16 protein-coding genes are annotated in these 17,210 nt (G+C 41.1%); 3 read left to right on the forward strand and 13 right to left on the reverse strand.

Translation table 11 applies throughout. From position 1 onward, the window contains the following. Nucleotides 1-113 precede the first annotated feature (113 nt). The 8 genes from ABD010_RS16570 to ABD010_RS16600 all read right to left on the reverse strand — a co-directional run bounded on the left by ABD010_RS16570 (nt 114) and on the right by ABD010_RS16600 (nt 9,478). Entirely contained in the window at nt 114-2,057 is a 1,944-nt protein-coding gene (locus ABD010_RS16570) for a stage V sporulation protein D (RefSeq protein WP_343815597.1), read from the reverse strand. 91 nt (nt 2,058-2,148) lie between these two features. Then, entirely contained in the window at nt 2,149-4,338 is a 2,190-nt protein-coding gene (locus ABD010_RS16575; protein ID WP_343815599.1) for a penicillin-binding protein, read from the reverse strand. 15 nt (nt 4,339-4,353) lie between these two features. Further along, a complete protein-coding gene (gene ftsL / locus ABD010_RS16580) occupies nt 4,354-4,728 on the reverse strand; it encodes a cell division protein FtsL (RefSeq protein WP_343815601.1) in 375 nt (124 codons plus the stop codon). Then, on the reverse strand, nt 4,725-5,705 hold the full coding sequence (gene rsmH, locus ABD010_RS16585) for a 16S rRNA (cytosine(1402)-N(4))-methyltransferase RsmH (protein ID WP_343815604.1): 981 nt from the start codon (nt 5,703-5,705) through the stop codon (nt 4,725-4,727). Before rsmH ends, ftsL begins: the two co-directional genes overlap by 4 nt. Nucleotides 5,706-5,805: 100 nt before the next feature. Next, nucleotides 5,806-6,237 carry a division/cell wall cluster transcriptional repressor MraZ gene (gene mraZ / locus ABD010_RS16590; protein ID WP_174616323.1) on the reverse strand — a complete coding sequence of 144 codons (432 nt, stop codon included), beginning with the start codon at nt 6,235-6,237 and terminating at the stop codon, nt 5,806-5,808. Nucleotides 6,238-6,481: 244 nt separating this feature from the next. Further along, entirely contained in the window at nt 6,482-8,107 is a 1,626-nt protein-coding gene (gene bshC, locus ABD010_RS16595; RefSeq protein WP_343815607.1) for a bacillithiol biosynthesis cysteine-adding enzyme BshC, read from the reverse strand. A 112-nt stretch (nt 8,108-8,219) separates the two neighbouring features. Next, a complete protein-coding gene (locus ABD010_RS18410; protein WP_390350831.1) occupies nt 8,220-8,600 on the reverse strand; it encodes a DUF3397 domain-containing protein in 381 nt (126 codons plus the stop codon). Further along, nucleotides 8,600-9,478, reverse strand: coding sequence for a 2-dehydropantoate 2-reductase (locus ABD010_RS16600; protein WP_343815610.1), 879 nt, complete (start codon nt 9,476-9,478; stop codon nt 8,600-8,602). Before ABD010_RS16600 ends, ABD010_RS18410 begins: the two co-directional genes overlap by 1 nt. 178 nt (nt 9,479-9,656) lie before the next feature. On the opposite strand from ABD010_RS16600, the gene ABD010_RS16605 reads away from it, so the two are divergent. Continuing rightward, nucleotides 9,657-10,136 (forward strand): N-acetyltransferase, encoded by a 480-nt coding sequence (locus ABD010_RS16605; protein ID WP_343815612.1) that lies wholly within the window; start codon nt 9,657-9,659, stop codon nt 10,134-10,136. A 431-nt stretch (nt 10,137-10,567) separates the two neighbouring features. On the opposite strand, the gene ABD010_RS16610 is transcribed toward ABD010_RS16605, so the two are convergent. The 4 genes from ABD010_RS16610 to ABD010_RS16625 all read right to left on the reverse strand — a co-directional run bounded on the left by ABD010_RS16610 (nt 10,568) and on the right by ABD010_RS16625 (nt 13,010). Next, the gene (locus tag ABD010_RS16610) at nt 10,568-11,056 is read right to left on the reverse strand and encodes an RsfA family transcriptional regulator (RefSeq protein WP_343815615.1); all 489 of its coding nucleotides are present in this window, start codon (nt 11,054-11,056) and stop codon (nt 10,568-10,570) included. A 203-nt stretch (nt 11,057-11,259) separates the two neighbouring features. Continuing rightward, nucleotides 11,260-12,015, reverse strand: a complete 756-nt coding sequence (locus ABD010_RS16615) for an enoyl-CoA hydratase/isomerase family protein (protein ID WP_343815618.1) — start codon at nt 12,013-12,015, stop codon at nt 11,260-11,262. A 236-nt stretch (nt 12,016-12,251) separates the two neighbouring features. After that, nucleotides 12,252-12,428, reverse strand: coding sequence for a 50S ribosomal protein L32 (rpmF, locus tag ABD010_RS16620; RefSeq protein ID WP_174613147.1), 177 nt, complete (start codon nt 12,426-12,428; stop codon nt 12,252-12,254). Nucleotides 12,429-12,479: 51 nt separating this feature from the next. Further along, nucleotides 12,480-13,010, reverse strand: coding sequence for a YceD family protein (locus tag ABD010_RS16625; protein WP_343816378.1), 531 nt, complete (start codon nt 13,008-13,010; stop codon nt 12,480-12,482). Nucleotides 13,011-13,240: 230 nt separating this feature from the next. Here ABD010_RS16625 and ABD010_RS16630 point away from each other — a divergent pair, with 230 nt between their 5' ends. Beyond that, nucleotides 13,241-14,458: a nucleotidyltransferase gene (locus ABD010_RS16630; RefSeq protein ID WP_343815622.1), complete on the forward strand. Its 1,218-nt coding sequence runs from the start codon at nt 13,241-13,243 to the stop codon at nt 14,456-14,458. A gap of 30 nt (nt 14,459-14,488) precedes the next feature. Here ABD010_RS16630 and ABD010_RS16635 read toward each other — a convergent pair whose 3' ends face one another. After that, complete coding sequence (locus tag ABD010_RS16635) at nt 14,489-15,517, reverse strand: SepM family pheromone-processing serine protease (RefSeq protein WP_343815624.1); 1,029 nt, start codon at nt 15,515-15,517, stop codon at nt 14,489-14,491. Nucleotides 15,518-15,975: 458 nt separating this feature from the next. Between ABD010_RS16635 and ylbJ the strand changes: the two genes are divergently transcribed. Then, on the forward strand, nt 15,976-17,178 hold the full coding sequence (gene ylbJ, locus ABD010_RS16640) for a sporulation integral membrane protein YlbJ (protein WP_343815629.1): 1,203 nt from the start codon (nt 15,976-15,978) through the stop codon (nt 17,176-17,178). Nucleotides 17,179-17,210: the final 32 nt, after the last annotated feature.

Below are 17,210 nucleotides of genomic sequence, written 5' to 3' on the forward strand. Positions count from 1 at the left end.
TCTTTTTTTGTTGTGCAGGAAATTAAAAATGGTGTACCTGTGATTAATTCACTTGCTTATAATCAACCAAGTATTTTTAAGTTCCCATTATCACCTGTTTATTATAGCAAATATCACTCCGAATCACGATCCTTTTCATCAGCCAAATATATTCTGATTTTTTCTCCTTTTTCCACCTTCGTACCCGGGGCAGGTTCCTGGTCGATAATATATTTTCCTTCGCCGCTCGTCTCGATGGATAAATTGGTCAGATAAGTACGCAGCTCACTTTTTTGCAGGCCGACGAGATCAGGTACTTTTATCTTTGGCTGTTCGGTCCATTTTAGTTTCTTTTTCATGCCGTCGTCCGTAGGTTTCACGCCCATTGCACGAAGACTGTCACTGATAATTGTTCCAACAATCGGGGCCGTCACAACCCCACCAAAAGCTACTGTGTTTTTTGGGTTGTCAATCGCAACATATACAACAATTTCCGGATCATCAGCTGGTGCAAACCCAATGAACGAGACAATATAATTATTTTGCATGTAACGCCCATTTGGACCAACTTTTTGAGCTGTTCCGGTTTTACCGCCAATCCGGTATCCGTCCACATAAGCGGGACGCCCGGTACCTTTGGCAACAACGCTTTCCAAAGCGTGGCGGATTTTTTTCGATGTGGTTGCGGAGATTACCTTTTCTTCCAATTCCGGTTTAATGGTTTTAACAGATTTGCCGGATTCCGGACTAATCCATTTTTTTGCAATAAATGGTTCATATAATTTACCACCGTTCACAGCAGCCGCAACTGCCATCACCTGCTGGATCGGTGTTACCGAAACACCTTGACCGAACGAGGTCGTTGCCAGTTCAACAGGTCCAATCTTCTCCGGATCAAATAGAATCCCGTTTTCTTCACCTTTCAAATCAATCCCGGTTTTTTCCCCAAAACCAAAATCTTTAATGTATGAAAAGAGTTTTTCTTCACCAAGTTTCATGCCCAGGTTTACAAATCCGGGGTTACAGGAATTCTGTACAACTTCAAGATATGATTGATGTCCGTGTCCCCCACTTTTCCAGCAATGGAGCTTTGTTCCGCTTACACTGATATCACCATCATCATTGTAACTGTCTTGCTGCAGGTCAACGGCATTTTCTTCCAGAGCTGCTGCCAATGTAATAATTTTAAAGGTGGACCCCGGTTCATAAGTACTCCATATTGGCAGATTCCGATTATATATTTCCGGATCTACATTTTGGTAATTTTCCGGTTTGAAATTGGGGCGTGATGACATAGCTAGTACACCGCCTGTATCCGGATTGACTGCAATGGCCAGTGCACCATCCGGATTATACTTGGCTACTGCCAAATCCAGTTCCCGTTCCATAATGGTCTGCACCTTCAAGTTAATCGTTGTTTTCAGATTCAACCCATCTTCCGGCGACTTGTACTCATCAGCAATCTGTTCAAGTTTCATACCCTTCGCATCAGAGTAAAATGAGAGACTCCCTTTATCTCCGTTTAATTTATCATTATAATAGAGTTCAAGACCCATCAGACCCTGGTTATCGATACCGGCAAATCCGAGAACATGGGACAGATAATCACCGTATGGGTAATGTCGCTTCGAATCCTCTGCCAGATATACACCATCCAAGTTTATAGTCCTGAACGCTTTTTCCTGTTTTTCGGAAATTTTTCGTCCTTCCGGGTGGATCCTCACATACACTTCTTTCTTCGTGACATATTCATATGCCTTCTTTTCAGAAATTCCCAGTATATCAGCAATCTGACCGGCGGCTTTTTGCGGATTTTTAATTTGCTTTGGAACGACAATGACCGAGGGTGCCGAGACATTCCCGGCAAGCACTTCACCGTTCCTGTCCAATATTTTTCCGCGCTCCGGTTCAAATTTTATGTCCCGGCTCCAGGAATCGTTCGCTTTTTTCATCAGTTCATCACCAATTACAAATTGCACATAGCCCAACCGGACATCAATTATTGTAAAAAGCAGTATACCAGCAAGAAAAACAGTAACTATTCGTTTTCGCACCGTTACAGCAGATACGCGTTTCATACTCCATCCCCTTTTCATAGGCAGGCTTGTATCCACTATATGAGGATGAAAAACCGAATAGAACACTGTTTTCTCTCAATTAATTCGATATTCAGCTGGTTTCTTTCTTCTTCTTGTTATTGTCACCTTTTTTATCATTAACAGAAGGTGATTGAAATTCCACTCCTAGGTACGCACCTTTTTTAATTGGTTTGCCAGCCTTAATACTTTGCTTGACAGCATAACCATGTCCAAGGATTTCCACTTTCAGCTCAAGTAAGTCAGCAAACTGCAACACATCCCTGGTAGACCATCCGCTGATATCCGGCATTACCGGCTTATCCGTTACAAGGATAAGCCTGTCATCCGGAAGCAGCTTATCACCCTGTTCAGCAGAAGCGGCCTGAATCGTGTCACCTGTACCGACAACTGCAACATCTAGACCCTGTTTGGTCAGTTGTTCTTTCACTTCAGCTGCATCTTTCCCCATCAACTCAGGAATTTCCACATCTTGAACTGGTTTGGATTTGTCTTTATCAGGGTTAATATTTAAATAATGCAGGCCATTTTCCATCACATTTTTAAAGATAAAGGACACTGGTTTCGATCCCACTTCATCAGGGTCAATATCCGGCTTCTTCACCGCGACATACATCATCAACTGTGGATTCTCTTTTGGTGCAACCCCCAAAAATGAATAAATATAGTTTCCATGCCCAACAAGATACTTACCATTCTTGGAAATTTGTGATGTTCCCGTCTTACCAGCCACCGTATAATCTTTTAAGCTGTATTCCTGGCCGGTTCCATAATCTTTTGCAACTACTGATTCCATCAAATTCAGTACATGATCTGCTGTTTCCTCGGAAATCGGCTGACCTGCTCCTTCAGGTGATTTCTTTTTAATTACCTTATTGGTTGAAGGATCCACCACTTTTGAAATGACGTATGGCTTCATCATTTTTCCATCATTTGCAATGGCGGTTGCTGCTTTCATCAATTGAATTGGTGTTACGGTAGTTCCCTGTCCAAATGATGTTGTCAATTTCTCACTCGGCCAGTTATACAATATCTGACCTTTTTTCTCATGCGGCAGATCAATTCCCGTTTTTTCATCAAAATCAAATGCATTCAAATAATCAAGAAATTTCTCCGTCCCTATTTTTTCCCATACCAATTTTGCAGCAGCAACATTGGATGACCTGGCAAAACCCTCATCAAATGGAATTTTGCCCCATCCCTCTCCTCCGTTATGGTCATGGACGGGACTCACCTGATCGCTCACCTGATAGGAACCGGATTTAAATAACTCGTTTCCATTGTATACTTCTTCTTCAATCGCGGCCGCCCACGTGAACATTTTCATGGTGGACCCCGGTTCAATTGGGGTGGAAATGGCATCATTGAACCAGTTATCCACATTTTTCAAATTATTCGGGTTATAGCTGGGACGATTACCCATAGCGAGCACCTCACCAGAATGGGGGTCCATTACTATTGCTGTCATACGTTCAGGGTCATATTTCTTTTGCATTTGTGACATAACGTCTTCCAACAGTGTTTGTATTTTTTGGTCGATTGTCAGATAAACATTATTTCCATCCTGTGGCTTTTTGATAACCTCGTCAGGATCAAGTAGTTTTGTACCATAGTTATCCCGTTCATAGGATATATACCCATCCTTGCCGCTTAACGTTTTGTTCATCTGGTTTTCTATGCCGTTTAAGCCTGTGATTTTGCCCCCTTCTTTCTGTGCAAGCCCGATTATACGGGATGCGAACATTCCATTGGGGTAATAACGAATGGATACTTTTTCAAATCCAATGCCCGGCAAGTCCAATTTTTCGATCTTCTTTTTTGTTTCAAGTGACAATCTGCGACCTGCACTTCCAAATTCAACTTGAAATTGATTTTTCTCAATCCCTTTATTCAACCGTTTCAGGATATAGCTTTCCTTTACATCCAACAAAGGAGCCAGCACTTCCGCAGTTTTTTCCGGATTTTTTACATGCTTTGGCTCCTCAGGATCAGCTGTATACGTTTCATCCACGACTGCGTGGATACGAAATGTTGGGCGATCGTATGCTAAGGTCATCCCATTTTTGTCGAGTATTTTGCCTCTTTCAGCATCAAGCGTGTAGGATGTTGTTCGTTTCTTGTCAGCCCATTCCTCCAATGAGATGTTATTAATTTCAGCTGTTGCCTGAATGTACAAAAAACGACCGGTCAGTACTAAAAATAACCCGGCAAACAACAAAATTAATACACCTGCCATCCAATGGGTTGTTCTGTTTTTTTTCATTATACATCACCTGGCTTAGTTGTTGTACGCAGTTGCCTGTTTCACTTCTGAAGCCTGAATCGTCAATCCATGTTTTTCTGCAATATTAATAATCCGCTCAGGTTCGCTCAGCTTGGTTTTTTCATATGTAAGCCCTTCGTTCACCACCATCTGATGCTCTACAGTGTTTTCAAGCTCCTGCAAATCTCTGTTGAGCTGGTCGGTCGTTGATGCGAACGAAACCATATAAATGGATGCGCTAATTATACAGAAACCGAAAAGGGAATACAAGGCTTTCTCCCCTTTTGTAACCCAACTTTGCTTTTTGACCCTTACTGCTGCCTGTTTCTCTTTTTCCGGGGCATGTGGTGCATACGATTGTTCCCAGCTCCGTGCTTGATTTGCGCTCATGATTTTTTCCACCCTTCCCTATACGTAAATTCGTCATTCCATGAACCAATCTTTTCGACAATGCGTAATTTTGCCGAGCGGGATCGACGATTAAGGTCCAATTCATCTTCACTTGGTACTATCGGCTTTTTGGTAAGGAGGTTGAATGGTGCCTGATGGTCAGTTGGAATAACCGGTAAATTTCGCGGCACTGGTTTCATCGAGCTCCATTTTTTAAAAGCCTGTTTGCAAATCCTGTCTTCTAATGAGTGAAATGTGATCACAGCTATTCGTCCATTGAGTCCAACACTTCTCGCTGCCTGGTGCAACGCATCGTTAAATGCTGCAAGCTCATCATTCACTGCTATGCGCAGCGCCTGAAAAATTCGTTTCGCCGGATGTCCACCTTTCCTTCGTGCCGGAGCAGGAATTGCTTCTTTAATAATTTCTGTCAGCTGGTGGGTTGTATCGATTTGTGTGGTTTTCCGATATGCCTCAATTTTCCTGGCAATCTGTTTGGAAAACTTTTCTTCACCATATGTAAAGAAAGTTTTTACCAGGTCATTGTAAGGCCATGTGTTGACAATTTCGTGCGCGTCCAGTTGCTGATTCGCATTCATTCGCATATCCAGTTTTGCATCCTGTTGATAACTGAATCCTCTTTCTCCACGATCAAGCTGTGGTGAAGAAACACCTAAATCGAAAAGAATACCATCAACCGTTTCGATTTCATGCCGTGCCAATTCAGTTTCCAGATTTCTAAAATTGGAATGAATAAACGTGATATGGTCACTGTATGGCTGAAGGCGTAATTTCGCCGCCTCCAGGGCATCAAGGTCCTGATCAAAAGCGAGCAACTTTCCGCCCGTTTCTAGTTCGGCAGCGATTCTTTCGCTGTGACCCCCACCGCCAACCGTACAGTCAACATATGTACCATTCGGTTTAACAGCCAACCCTTTCAATGTTTCTTCTTTTAGCACACTGTAATGATCAAACATTTACACACCTGCTTTTGCAACACTTTTCGGATAAACCTTGTCTCTTCATTTCATCTGCTGCAATCCGCTCCAATTCTGCGACGAATACACAGATGTTAAGTTAAATATCAAAGTCCATTAGATTTTCAGCGATTTCACTGAATGATTCCTCTGAGTCGCTGAAATAATCTTCCCAATTCTCACTAGCCCAGAACTCAATTCGGTTTGACACACCAATTACAACGCATTCTTTGCTTAACGCAGCATAGCTTCGAAGTGGCTGCGGGATGTTTATTCTCCCCTGTTTATCCACTTCACATTCAACCGCTCCTGAAAAGAAGAATCGTGTAAAAGCTCGTGCATCTTTCTTGGTAAGCGGGAGTTTCTTTAGCTTTTCTTCCAATGCCTTCCATTCATCCATTGGATAAGCAAACAGACATTTGTCAAGTCCGCGGGTAACAACAAAGTTATCCCCAAGCCCTTCACGGAACTTAGCGGGGACAATGATTCTTCCTTTTGTATCAATGTTGTGCTGAAACTCACCCATGAACATGTAGTCCGCCCCACTTTCATATAACCATGTTACCACATTGCCCCACAATTCACCACCTTATATTCAAAAAAATTAATTTCAATTTAATTACATCCGTTGAACGCTAGACAAACCAAGCTCAGTACTTATTTTAAAAACATAAAAAACGCTGAGATACCAGTGTATCCCAGCGTTTTTAAACCTGCAGCATATGACTTTTTCACACGTTTTTAGAAAAGGTGGTGGAATGTGGGTGGGTTCAATATCAGATATAAACAATAAAATGGTCGGACTTAAGTGAACAGGATTCATATGTCAGCTGTTCAATAAATCCGGGACCGCAATTATTAAGCAACGAAACCGGATTCCAAGTCCTTTCCTGCAGACCATTATTTGGATGAAGTGACATCTCCACCAGATTAAATTCACTCAGTTCTTTCGCATACTTTTCTTCCAATGCCTTTATAATACGATCTTCCATAAAGTCTATATCACGTTGCAAATAAAATAAATTTCGATCAGCCATTTCACCAAGATCTGCTCGAACATCTTTTGCCACTTTTCTCAGTGGTGCATGAATGGTTGCAATAGCATTTTTTACTTCAGATGCCAAGTGTTTTACTGGTGGGTTATTCTGCGCGGCAAGCCAATTTGTTTTCAATTCACCTGCGCCATGATTGATAACCTGTGCGGCTTCTATACCATACGTGGTCAGCACTTTCTCTACCCGTTTTTCCATGAACGTGAAAGACAACCTTGGCAAAACAGGCGGCATGTCAATTTGAGCAGCATGAAAGGCCGGCCCCAGAGCAGCCCAATAACTTATTTCACCAGGTCCGCCGACAAAAGCTAATGTTGGAAACAGCATTTCCTGCATAACCGGTCGTGTAACGACATTGTTGCTTAGCCGTGCAGGAGTTTCCACTGCAATATCAAGAAGTTCCTGTTCCGACAGCACCAGCTCATTTTGTTTACCGGCCCATTCGCCGTTCTCATTACGGGTCAGCAGAATCCGTTCCTGGTCTTTCATCAGAAATAAATGACCATCATGACTGTCGACCTCAAGCGAAACTGGGTAATTTTTTTGCTTGAGTGATTGAACACGTTGATAGACTCCTTCACTGATTTCACACTGTTTCTTAATTAGTGTAACAAAGTGATCGCTCTCCAATTCACGGATTTCTGGATCGCCAGAGTCCACAAGCACAATTCCTTCCGCTTCAAAAAGGTGGTGAATCAAACGCGCGAAAAAGTCAACATATGTATTTGACTTTTTTAGACAGTCATGAATTGATTCATATAAATGATGGGTAAAAACCGTTTCTTTCAACTGCTCAAATATATGATCAACCCATTGCTCAGCATGCATTTTATCTATTGAAACATCAGATAATGACCGTTTTTCTTCAATGCGATGCTGGATCGAATGTTTTTTCATGGAATGATTTTCCGGCAGATATATATGATTTATTTCAGCAAAATCATGATCCTCACCAGCAATCCAAAAAACCGGAATAATAGGTTTGCCAAGTTTAGCTTCCTGCTGTTTGGCAAATTGGATAATCGAAATAATTTTATTTATCGTATACATCGGACCGGTCAATAATCCCGCCTGCTGACCTCCGATAACAACTGCACTGTCTTTTTGTTCCAAACGTCTGATATTCACATATGCAGATTCCGGCGCTCCCCATTTTTCATTCAGGGAAGTTAATACTTCTGAAAGTCGTCTACGGTCAAACTTTCTTTCCTGCAGTGACGCTAACCGCTCTTCAAACGCTGATTCCAAATAAGGGTTATAATCAAAATGCTGCATAATACGTTGTTTATTTTGCCGGTAATCGTCTATTAACGGATTTTGCTTTGTCAGTTTAACCGGATCAATCTGCATAGCTGCACACTCCTTTACTATTGAAATATCCAGTATGTATTGTACATAAAAGTACTTTGGAATGCATTTAATCTGTTTTTAGCTTTAAAAGTGTAAATGTATACACTGGATTTCAGGATATAAGCTGCTGAATAATGCCGCTTACCACCAATACGAAGTAAATGAAAACAAACAAGAGAAAGCAAACCCGCCAGAAAATTTTAAATACGTTATGAAATACTACCTCTGTATGTAATCTCCAATGTAAGACCGCAATAACCGTAAATATAGTGAGAACCACTATAAGTATGAGACCGAAAAATGAACTGCCAAAAATTTGCTTGAGCATTATTAGAACTGCGATGATATAAAGTGAAGTCGTCCAGTTAACAGCTTTATGTATGGCTTTCCACTTTTGCCTGTATAGCTTCGCTCCGATAAAATAAACAACCCAGGTTACGATGACGGGAAACGTGATCATCAGTCCGATTATAAAAATAAGTATATCAAGCATTACGGATAGAGCCCCTTTTTTGTCTCTATCGCTTTAATACTTCTATATATAAATTCCGTATTTGGTATCGGATTCGTACTAATTTGCATCAAATAACCGGTTATCGAATCAATCTCGGTTCCCCTGTCCTCACGAATATCCTTCAACATGGACGAAACATTTTTTTTCGTATTCCGGATGACTTGTTGCACCGAATCCCAAGCTGCATTAAAATCCATATTCAATGCAGTTGCTGCTTCACGGCAAAGAACAGAAGCAAGTTGCTGTAGATAACTGTTTTCAAGCAGCTGGCCATTGGCTACATCAAATAATGCTGTTAACGGATTTATCACGGTATTGATCAGCAATTTTTCATGGAGCATTTGTTTCCAGTCCGCGGAAAACACAAACGGAAAAGCAGGCTGATTCAATTTTGAAGTAAGCTCCCTGAGCGGGCTATCACTTGTATACAATGCCGCCAGCCGGATTATTCCCTCGCCAGTATGTTGCACGGTAATATTATCACGGCGAAGCGCCCCATGTTCCACTGTTCCTACCATTATCGGCTGGCCTGTGCGGTGTAATTTATCGATATGCCCCATGCCATTCTGAAGAAATATTACGGGAGTGTGATAATTTGTCTGTTGAATGATCGGCAAAATGTTATCAATATGCTGCTGTTTAACACATACGATCAGAAGATCCTCTGAAACCATTTCATTAACTAACAGTGCGTTCACTCTGATTGACTCAGAGCATTGATCCAGTACAAGACCATAATCATTGATCATAGTTTTTTGTTCGGCTCGTCTAACATAAACGGTAACTTCATGGTCGTTTGCCAAATAGCTGCCTGACAGCAACCCGACAGAACCGCCGCCTATAATACCAACTTTCATTCGACATTCCGCTCCCCCCGCGGGATTGATACCCTTTTCCTTTATTGTAGCAGAAGCAGAATAATTTGTATGGAATTATTCCCGTATTTTTATGTTATCTCGTTTCAATATTATCTGGTTTATACTATAATAAGTATATAGACGGAACAATAAATCTTGACTGATTGGGGGAATATATATGAATAACCGGATAAAAGTTGAAAAACTTTTAATCAATTATAAAACACTTGAAAAATTCAAACGCTTTAAAGCTTACGGAAACCAGGAATTGTCCATGTTGGAGGATTTACAAAGCAATATTATTGAAAATAACAGCATATCACCATTTTATGGAATCTATGTTGGCAACAATCTTATCGCCCGGATGAGTTTGTATCAAGTAACTGCAAAGTATGATCAATATTTCAAACCACCACAGGATTATCTTGAACTGTGGAAGCTTGAAGTCTTACCAGACTACCGCGGACAGGAATACGGAAAAGCTCTGGTGGACTTTGCCAAAAGTTTCAATCTTCCCATTAAAACGAACCCACGGATCAATTCACATGGATTCTGGGAAAAAATGGGCTTCCAAAAAGCTAAATATGAAATGGAACGTGACCTTGGGGAAAACCCGCTTATCTGGATGCCGGAGGGTGTTCAGGAAAAAGAAGTCTAATAAAAGCACAAGCGCAGATTAATGCGATGAAAAAACGAGACATGAATTGCCTGACTATGGCACTCATGTCTTTCTTTTTTGTTCTGTTTATATAATATTGTGTTCTTAACAACATAGTTGAACCTCTAAAAAAATAAGGCGCTATTCTTTTGTGTGATATGCGGCTGCCCCAGCTCTTGTCCTGCGGTAAGAACAAGCCAGGCAGGGGTCCCACAGGCGAAGTACAAGCTGAGGAGGGCTCGGCACTTGCCAGTGGTTAAAAGATATTCGATCGTTTTTTGGCAGACGCGCACTTATGCCGGCAATAAAATCGACTATATTCAAACGGAGAAGAGCTGCATCGAATATGTTCACATTCGTTATTTTTTTCTATGTTGCAGTTTATGGATTTTGTGTTTAGAACTACAATTTATACAAATACAGCTTTCTTATTAATTCTTATTTTTTTCATTAACCCATTGCCAAATGTTTCCCATTTCAGCCCATGCTTCCTGGTAATTTTTCAGTTTCTGTTTCAATGATTCATTTTCACTTTTCAGTTGCTCTACAAGACTTGCCTGCTCGGCATGAGGAAATCCGCTTTCATTATCACTATTATCAGTGCGCATTTTTTCGAGTAACAGTATAGCCGTATCAATAGGATCTCTATCCGAATCTTTTCCAGGATCAATATATTGCCAGGCCTTTTTGCGATTCCCCTGTTTCCGTTCCTCTTTCGCGAGTTCAATAGCATCCTGATATTGCCTGCGGATGGAGGCATTCCACCTGAACCCACATGCCGCAGAAGTACGTGAAAGCTCCTTACCAACTTCTTTAAATGCTTCCAGCTGTGTTTTTCCTTCCCGAATATGGCGAAGTACAGTCTCAGCCAGAATTATATCCTCATCTTTTGTCCATGCATCCTGACGTGTCGCATTCATGACATCCCTCCTTACCGTTTGCTACCAATGTATGCAAAAAGTAGGAGTGATAGAATAATTCCGATTAAATAGTTTGAAAATTATTCAACAAAAGCAAAAGTACTTCGAAGTGTTTACGGTCGGCATTGCGGCAATATACTGCTGATTCTTCCTAACAGGTAGGAACTGTGAAGTTTTGCCCGCGTGAAGCTGAACATATCAGATTATTTTCGATTCCGAAATTGCTGTACAGCTTCTTTATGTTCAACTGAATCCCAAAGGTCAGCACTATTTCTCACTTCATCACTCATCGCAGCTGATAAGCCAAGTATGGATGTCCGCTTCATAAACTGCCGTTTCAATATATGCATCTGCTTATGTGATCTGGACAGATATGGCTCTACTAGTTTCGCATCATCCCATTCAAATTGCGGGACAACTTGGTGAATCCAACCCCTTTGATATAAATACGAGGCATCATACATTTCACCCTTTAGTATCCAATGATACGCAAAATTAGGGTGAACTTTTTCATAAAGCAGTGCACCTCCGCCCCAACCGGGGGTGATACCTAATGTTGTCTGAACGAATCCGAATCGGGTATTTTCTCTGGCAATCCGAAAATCACAGGCAGTTGCTATTTCACAGCCTCCGCCAAGTGCATCCCCATTCAATAAACAAATGGTAGGAACAGGAAAGGATGCAATATCATATAAGACCTCTTTCATCGGATACAAAGCCGAAAATGCTTCATCCGTCGTAAGATCCCCATGAAGATTTGCAAGATCCCCACCTGCACAAAACATTCTCTCTCCAGCTGCTGAAAAGACCAAAAACTTTAAATTATCCTGTTTAGCAGTCTCTAACGCTTTCCTCAATTCAACTGTCATTGCTGCTGAAATCGCATTAAGCTTATCCGGACGCTGCAACCGGATGATACCATATCCATTTTCGTGATGGATGTACTGTATTGTCTCCATTCAATGAAATCCTCTCTTATATGTACTGCATTAATTGTAGCATACTGTTGACGTTACATTAAGAAAGGTTAATTATACCGATATCCTGACATTAGCAGAAGGTTCAATGGCCTGCAAATAATCGTATAAAAATATGGCATTGGGATTTCCAGCGAATGCCATAGTTGCGATTATACGCACCCTTAATAGCTAAAAAAACAGACCACCTTTATCCCAGTGATCTGTTTCTGACAAATTTATGCTTCTGATACAACTTCTTTTCCGTCATAGTGTCCGCATGATTTACAAACATGATGTGGCTTAGCCAATTCACCACAGTTTGAGCATTCCACCATGCCAGGTACATGCAGTTTTTTATGAGTACGACGTTGGTTTTTAACCTTTTTGGAAGTTCTTCTCTTTGGTACTGCCATGACTTACACCTCCTTCAAAATATGAAAGCAAAACCAGAATAAATATCATTCCTATTTTTCTTTCTCATCATTATTAAGCAATGACTCCAGTTTCTTCAAACGGGGATCAATCTTTTTTTCATTGGAATCCTCTGAGACTAATTCCCAACCCTCTCCTTCTGTAGGAGCATGGCTGGTGACATTTTCATCGTTGGAAAACACTCGGAAAGGAACCTCTAATAGAATATTTTCCTTGATAAGTGGAGTTAAGTCAAGTACTTCTCCATCAATTGGATGTACTTCTTCTTCCTCTTCCCCGTCATCATAATAGATCGATTCAGAAAACACCTCAGTAGCTTTTATTTCGAACGGATAGGGTACATCCACCAACGTTCGGGCGCATGGCAAAATCATTTCTCCTTCAATTGTGAAAGAAAAAATAATTTCGTCCCCCTGATCATAAACCGTTCCATAAACATGAACAGGGTCAATCGTTCGAATATCATTATTCATTGATTCCAATTCGGAAACATTTACCCAATCATCAAATTCAAAAGGCTTATTATAGGCATTCTTCTTAATTTGACCTATTGTAAATTTCATCATTTATCACCTCATGGCAACAAGAGTTATTTTAAAAGGAAAATCAGCATTTGTCAATATTTTTTCTTTACAGTTTCAGGTATTGCATTGACTGGTTATAATGTTAAACCGTTTATTCCTTCTTTTCATCATTATTCCCGTTCAGTCTAAACATAACCATTCCTGTAACAATGCGGATCTGCTCTTTTTTTGATACAATTAATACCAATATATTACAAGGAAGTGACGATATGAAAGCATGTGGGCTAATCGTTGAATATAATCCTTTTCATAATGGACACGCCTATCATATACAGGAATCCAAAAAAACTTCCGGAGCAAACTGCATGATCGCTGTCATGAGTGGAAACTTTCTTCAGCGTGGTGAACCAGCAATAATTGATAAGTTCTATCGAACGAGAGCAGCGCTATCTGCAGGAATTGATATTGTTCTGGAGCTGCCATACGCATATGCAGTCCAAAGCAGCGATCTTTTTGCAAAAGGTTCCGTACATACATTGAATGAAGTCGGTGTATCCAGTATCTGTTTCGGCAGTGAATCAGGTGATGAATCGCATTTTATCGAAGGATACCAGCTTTATACCATTAGAGAAAAAGTATTTAAAAAAATATTAAAAGAACAACTTGCCAAGGGAACATCCTTTCCGGAAGCAAGCAGAATCGCATACCAGGAAATTGGACTCGCTGCTTCGGAAATGGACTTAACACGACCGAATAATATTCTCGGTTTCAGTTATGTGAAAGCAATCCTGAACAACAACCTGCCCATTGATCCATTAACGATCAAACGAACCAAAAGCAACTACCATGATCAAAGCTTTTCCGGCTCAATAGCAAGCGCCACAAGCATACGAAAAGAACTTCTTGCCGAGGGAACAATCAATCCTGACCTTGCTGATACGATGCCCGCTGAAACCGTCAGCCAATTGAAAAGCTACAAACAGCGTTCCGGCGTCTGGCATGCGTGGGAACTATACTTTCCCATCCTGAAATATCGGGTTAAAACCATGTCCGCAAATGAACTAGCTGCGATTCACGGTGTTGATGAAGGTCTGGAAAACCGGATCAAGAAAACAGCAGATGAAGCAAATTCCTTCACCGACTGGGTTGGCCGAATCAAAACAAAACGATACACATGGACAAGACTACAGCGGATGTTTGTTCATATTTTAACCAACACGAAAAAAACGGATCTGGAAGCAGCAAAGAATAACCCCTCTGTCTCCTTTGTCCGACTGCTTGGAATGACAGAAACGGGGCAGTCCTACTTGAGTTCACAAAAAAAGAAGATGAATGTTCCGCTTATATCCAATCTCAACAAAAGCACCAGTCCCATGCTTTACATGGAGGAAAGAGCAACGAATGCATATTACAGTGTACTGGAGAATGACATGCAAAAAACGTTTCATGACCGGGAGTTGGAGCCGCCTGTCATCTTTAATACTTGAAGAGACCCTGATTTGCCAGGGTCTCTTCCTTTAATTTTTCTTAGGTTCTAATTGTTGAAGATAATCAAGTGCATCGGTAAACGTTTTGACCGGAACAATTTTCATGTCAGTACCAATCTCTTCAGCTGTTCTTTTAGCTACTTCATAGTTGGACTTTTCTGCCTCATCTCCATTCGGTGCAAAGAAAATATCACAGCCTTCTTCATCAGCAGCAATTACCTTCTTGTCAATACCGCCTATCCGCAGTACATTTCCTTCATAATCCACTTCACCTGTACCGGCAATCTGATAACCTTTCGTCAAATCTTGTTTCATTAACTGATCATATATTTCCAATGAAAACATCAACCCGGCACTAGGTCCTCCTATGTTTCCGCTCGAAAAATTGACATCCGGTTCAACTTCCACACCCCGATCAGTGACAAGCCGTATGCCGATACCAACTTTGCCGTCTAATTTATCATACGTTGCGAGTTCGATTTTTTTCGTACGTTCTTCTCCATCCCTGATTACCTCCAAGGATATTGAATCCCCCGCTTCTTTGCCTTTTACATAAGATATGAGATCGTCCGCCTTGTGAACTTCATTACCGTCAATCCCGGTTATTCGGTCTCCTGACTGCAGTTTATCATCCGCTGGCATTCCTTTTACAACCGACACAACATATACTCCGTTATATTCGATAGTAATATCTTTTTTAGCCGCTTTGTATGCAACAGCAATCGCTTTCTCCTGTGATGAATCCATCATCTTTAGCTGCACATGAAAATATTCTTCTTCTGAAACCCCCTCGGGCCTGATTTCATTGATTGGATGCAGTTCATGATGCGGTTTGATTTTTGCCCATAAAAATTGAATCGGCGTAACCTGACCTCCACGGACGGTGACAAGATGCATGTCACCTTCACTCGGATAGCCCCCGTCCACTTCAACTATCGGGTTTAATGCATCTGCACCACCAGGTTTATACACATAGTAGGGAAGCTGGTAGGCTGAGATAAAAAATGCAATCAAAATTACGATAATAAACGTTATGATATGTTTCTTATTTACATTCATGGTAGAACTCCTTCCAGTTTCATGGCAGTAAGAAAGTAAACTAACTTTTTTACTGCATTAGTGCGACTCAGGCTTTCGCCGATAAGGCTTGCACCTCACAGTATACGAGGTTCATGAAAGAAAAAGTGCTTTCACATGAACCCCTTGAACAATACAACGATTTCCAATGCCATAAATACTCTGGAGTATTACAAAGTCTATGGCATAAAAGTAAGATGTATGTGCGTATATTTGTATAGACTTGTTCATGTTTAAATGGGTGACGCACGTTACCAAAAAGTGATCAAAAATACGCTAGCATCAGTTTACTACTATCAGAAATAGAAGTACAGGATTAGAAAACGCGGCTTATCGATAGGCGATTCAAATAAAAATATTTTTTGCTTTTCATAGATAAGCCATAGTCACACTAACGCGGTGTGAACATAATTGCCAAGATTAGTATGGGAGGCCTTCCTTTGATTCAAAAAATAAAGACAATCCTGCTTTCAGGAGCTACGGTATTTCTTGCATTTTCATTAATTAAATATCCGGATCAAGCATTTGAGGCTAGCCTCCGCGGGTTGAGTATGTGGTGGGAAGTTGTTTTTCCTTCACTGTTACCTTTTTTTATCACAGCGGAATTATTAATCGGATTTGGTGTTGTTAAATTTATCGGGGTGTTATTTGAGCCGGTCATGCGGCCTTTGTTCAACGTGCCTGGAACAGGAAGTTTTGCATGGGCTATGGGCATGGCCAGCGGGTATCCCACCGGTGCAAAAATATCAGCGCGGTTAAGGGAAGAAAAACAATTATCCCAGGTTGAAGCAGAACGGCTTGTTTCTTTCACAAATGCTTCAAGTCCATTATTCATTTTTGGTGCGGTATCGGTCGGATTTTTTTACGATATGAAGCTTGGTATTCTGCTGGCTGCCGCCCATTACATCGGCAATGCACTAGTCGGAATCTGCATGCGATTTTATGGGAGAAACAATGACCGTTCTGATAATGGAAGGGGTAAACGTAGACTTTCAATAAGACAGGCATTCCAGGAAATGCATCGTTCCCGGATGAATGATCATCGTCCATTTGGACAAATTGTCGGTGATGCAGTCCTGAATTCCATTCAAACGCTTGTAATGGTAGGCGGCTTCATTATTCTTTTTTCTGTCATCACTAAACTGCTGTATATCATTGGCTTGTCACCCCTGATAGCTTCTCTGTTCGAACATATTTTACAATTGCTTACACTGCCGGCCGACCTTGCATTACCATTATTCTCAGGATTATTTGAAATTACGCAGGGTGCTAAAGCCATCTCACAAACGGATACAGCCAATCTGCTGCCTAAATTTATTGTTGTCAGTTTCATACTGGGTTTCAACGGTTTTTCCGTCCAGGCTCAGGTTGCAAGTATTATCGCCCGAACCGACATCCGGTTTGGACCATATTTTTTCGCCCGGATTTTGCATGGTCTGTTTGCCGGCATACTGACAATTATTCTGTTTAAACCATTGTATTTGAACAGAACTTCATTTGATTTTAACGGTGTCCCCGTATCCAATGGTCCAGTCAACAACACATGGGTGGAAGTGATGCAATTTTTGGAGATTGCCGGGCCGATCATTACACTTGTCTTTTTACTTATTGCCGCCATGATACTGAAGAAACGGATACATTAGAAAAGCAGATTTGCCTCGCGTTAAGTTAACGA

Source organism: Virgibacillus siamensis, from assembly GCF_039522605.1.
Lineage (GTDB): Bacteria > Bacillota > Bacilli > Bacillales > Amphibacillaceae > Lentibacillus > Lentibacillus siamensis.

Excerpts from the sequence above, each read along its gene's own strand:
- ABD010_RS16635 (WP_343815624.1), bottom strand. The coding sequence starts at position 15,517 with ATGAATGTAAATAAGAAACATATCATAACGTTTATTATCGTAATTTTG.
- ftsL (WP_343815601.1), bottom strand. The coding sequence starts at position 4,728 with ATGAGCGCAAATCAAGCACGGAGCTGGGAACAATCGTATGCACCACAT.
- ABD010_RS18410 (WP_390350831.1), bottom strand. The coding sequence starts at position 8,600 with ATGCTTGATATACTTATTTTTATAATCGGACTGATGATCACGTTTCCC.
- bshC (WP_343815607.1), bottom strand. The coding sequence starts at position 8,107 with ATGCAGATTGATCCGGTTAAACTGACAAAGCAAAATCCGTTAATAGAC.
- mraZ (WP_174616323.1), bottom strand. The coding sequence starts at position 6,237 with ATGTTCATGGGTGAGTTTCAGCACAACATTGATACAAAAGGAAGAATC.
- rsmH (WP_343815604.1), bottom strand. The coding sequence starts at position 5,705 with ATGTTTGATCATTACAGTGTGCTAAAAGAAGAAACATTGAAAGGGTTG.
- ABD010_RS16615 (WP_343815618.1), bottom strand. The coding sequence starts at position 12,015 with ATGGAGACAATACAGTACATCCATCACGAAAATGGATATGGTATCATC.
- ABD010_RS16575 (WP_343815599.1), bottom strand. The coding sequence starts at position 4,338 with ATGAAAAAAAACAGAACAACCCATTGGATGGCAGGTGTATTAATTTTG.
- ABD010_RS16600 (WP_343815610.1), bottom strand. The coding sequence starts at position 9,478 with ATGAAAGTTGGTATTATAGGCGGCGGTTCTGTCGGGTTGCTGTCAGGC.
- ABD010_RS16610 (WP_343815615.1), bottom strand. The coding sequence starts at position 11,056 with ATGAATGCGACACGTCAGGATGCATGGACAAAAGATGAGGATATAATT.
- ABD010_RS16625 (WP_343816378.1), bottom strand. The coding sequence starts at position 13,010 with ATGAAATTTACAATAGGTCAAATTAAGAAGAATGCCTATAATAAGCCT.
- ABD010_RS16570 (WP_343815597.1), bottom strand. The coding sequence starts at position 2,057 with ATGAAACGCGTATCTGCTGTAACGGTGCGAAAACGAATAGTTACTGTT.
- rpmF (WP_174613147.1), bottom strand. The coding sequence starts at position 12,428 with ATGGCAGTACCAAAGAGAAGAACTTCCAAAAAGGTTAAAAACCAACGT.
- ABD010_RS16605 (WP_343815612.1), top strand. The coding sequence starts at position 9,657 with ATGAATAACCGGATAAAAGTTGAAAAACTTTTAATCAATTATAAAACA.
- ABD010_RS16630 (WP_343815622.1), top strand. The coding sequence starts at position 13,241 with ATGAAAGCATGTGGGCTAATCGTTGAATATAATCCTTTTCATAATGGA.